Genomic DNA, 2,063 nt, shown 5'->3' on the forward strand with positions numbered 1-2,063 from the left:
GCGAAATCAGATATATATTTTAGAAACCATCGAACGTTAAATTGCCCCGAAGGGACAGTCATTAATCAGTCCATAGCCCATAAATAGCTAACGAATAAGTCGTGATTGTGTTTTTCTTAAACATCAAGCAACTTTATCATTAACCTTGCCTCAACTAAATTAAGTTAGATTATGATGCACTTGAAAGTTTTTAAATCTTTGTATCCACATATCCACATGCTGTGTGGCATGATTCCCTCAAAATCAAATAGCTATTGCTATTAGAACTCATAATTCCTTCTTACACACCTCTTAATTGTTGATAAGCCCAAAACATCAACTTTGCTTCTTGATACATATTCCTTTTTTTATGACTTTTCACACTTTCACCAAATATTCTCTTACCTGCAGAAATAATACCTTCCGTTGCAGGCCATCTCATCCCATATCCCTTATGTTTAGCCCAACCTCGATAACCCAACTGCTGATAAAGTCGACTTTCCTCGGCTCGTTTACTCAAACCCTTACCTGTGGCTTTTACAGGTTCACAAACCTTGTATCAGGCATCTATAGTGTAACAGAGGAGAAAAGAAAAGGATGGATAAATACTAGCGATAATATTGACCACTGGAAGAAGTATGATCCAGTTGCTCCGTTCGGGAATGATCTGGTGAATATGGAACATGGAAATGGGTATTGGATAATGATGAGTGGGATGATGTTTTAATAAATTAAAAATTAAAAACATAACATTGATAAATCCAATGAAAGTTTAGAATTACTTAAGTCAAATCAAGGATTAACAATTTGGGATTATTTGACGGGACAACTAAGCATATATCTTATCAAATATGGGGAAGTGTGACAATGAAAAATAAAATTAGTAAATGCATTATTGCGTCAATATTGTTTATTACTTGTATTACAACTGCTTCGGCAATACCTCCAATACCTGAATCCTACTGGGGATATGCGTCAATTAATGGTATACCGACATCAAATGATACTTCAATAACTGTTGAAATTTATGGTACTGGAGAAGAAGTCGGGAACACAACGGTACAATTTCCAAATGGTGGATACTCATTGGATATTATTTTTGATGATTCAGACACTTCTTACGATGAAGGAGCCGATGAAGGGAATGCCCTTATATGGAAGCTTGGGGGTGTTGTCTGCGATACACCAACAAATGATGTTGCCACGTCCGGTAAGGTGAATAATGATTTCAATCTGGTTTGTGGTGATGATCCTGCGAGTGACCAGGGAAGCTTAAGTGATATGTCAGTTAGAGAAGACATTGCAACCGGGATATCAGACGAAGTATCACGGGATGAGCAACCTGTTGAACCTTCAAGAGGGCTTGATTATCCAGAAACTGCTGACCAGATGGAATCTTCAGGGGAAGTACCTTCAGATAAAAATCCAGCAATTCCGGGATTTAGCTTTATCGAAGGGATATTTTTCCTTTTGGCAGCAATTTTATTATTGCGAATAAATTAATCTATTGATAAATCCAATGGAAGTGTAGAATCACCCAAACGCTAAAAAATTTTACACCCAATCGAAATCAAAACATTTATATATGAAGTTTTTTGAAATAAACCAAGGATTTAACAATTTGGATTTATGTGGTGGGACAACTCAGCATATTTCTTATCAAATTTGGAGAGTGAGAAAATGAAAAATAAAATGAGAAAATACTTTATTGCTATAATATTGTTTATTATATGGATTACGACTGCTTCGGCAATACCTCCAATACCTGAATCTTATTGGGGATATGCCTCAATTAATGGCTTACCAGCATCATACGGTACTACAATCACTGTTGAAGTTTATGGGACTGGGGAAGAAGTTGGGAACACAACTGTACTATTTCCAAATGGCGGTTACTCATTGGATATTATTTTTGATGATTCAGATACATCTGATGATGAAGGTGCAAATGAGGGGGATAAATTAATCTGGAAGATAGATTCCATTAATTGTACAACCCCTGCTCCAGGGAGTGATATTGCAACAAGTGGGAATTCAAATAGTTTTTTTAACCTTACATTAATAACCATTTCACCAAACCAGGC

Annotated in this window: 3 protein-coding genes; 2 read left to right on the plus strand and 1 reads right to left on the minus strand. The window is 36.2% G+C overall.

The genetic code is table 11. From position 1 onward, the window contains the following. Positions 1-280: 280 nt before the first annotated feature. A complete protein-coding gene (locus tag IBX40_13085; protein ID MBE0525245.1) occupies positions 281-499 on the minus strand; it encodes a hypothetical protein in 219 nt (72 codons plus the stop codon). Between the two features lie 347 nt (positions 500-846). On the opposite strand from IBX40_13085, the gene IBX40_13090 reads away from it, so the two are divergent. Then, positions 847-1,482, plus strand: a complete 636-nt coding sequence (locus IBX40_13090; protein ID MBE0525246.1) for a hypothetical protein — start codon at positions 847-849, stop codon at positions 1,480-1,482. Positions 1,483-1,659: 177 nt separating this feature from the next. Continuing rightward, on the plus strand, positions 1,660-2,063 hold a 404-nt coding region (locus IBX40_13095), incomplete at its 3' end, for a hypothetical protein (protein MBE0525247.1).

The organism is Methanosarcinales archaeon, from assembly GCA_014859725.1.
Classification (GTDB): Archaea; Halobacteriota; Methanosarcinia; order Methanosarcinales; family Methanocomedenaceae; genus Kmv04.

Coding starts and splice junctions, on each gene's coding strand:
- IBX40_13090 (MBE0525246.1), top strand. CDS start 847: ATGAAAAATAAAATTAGTAAATGCATTATTGCGTCAATATTGTTTATT.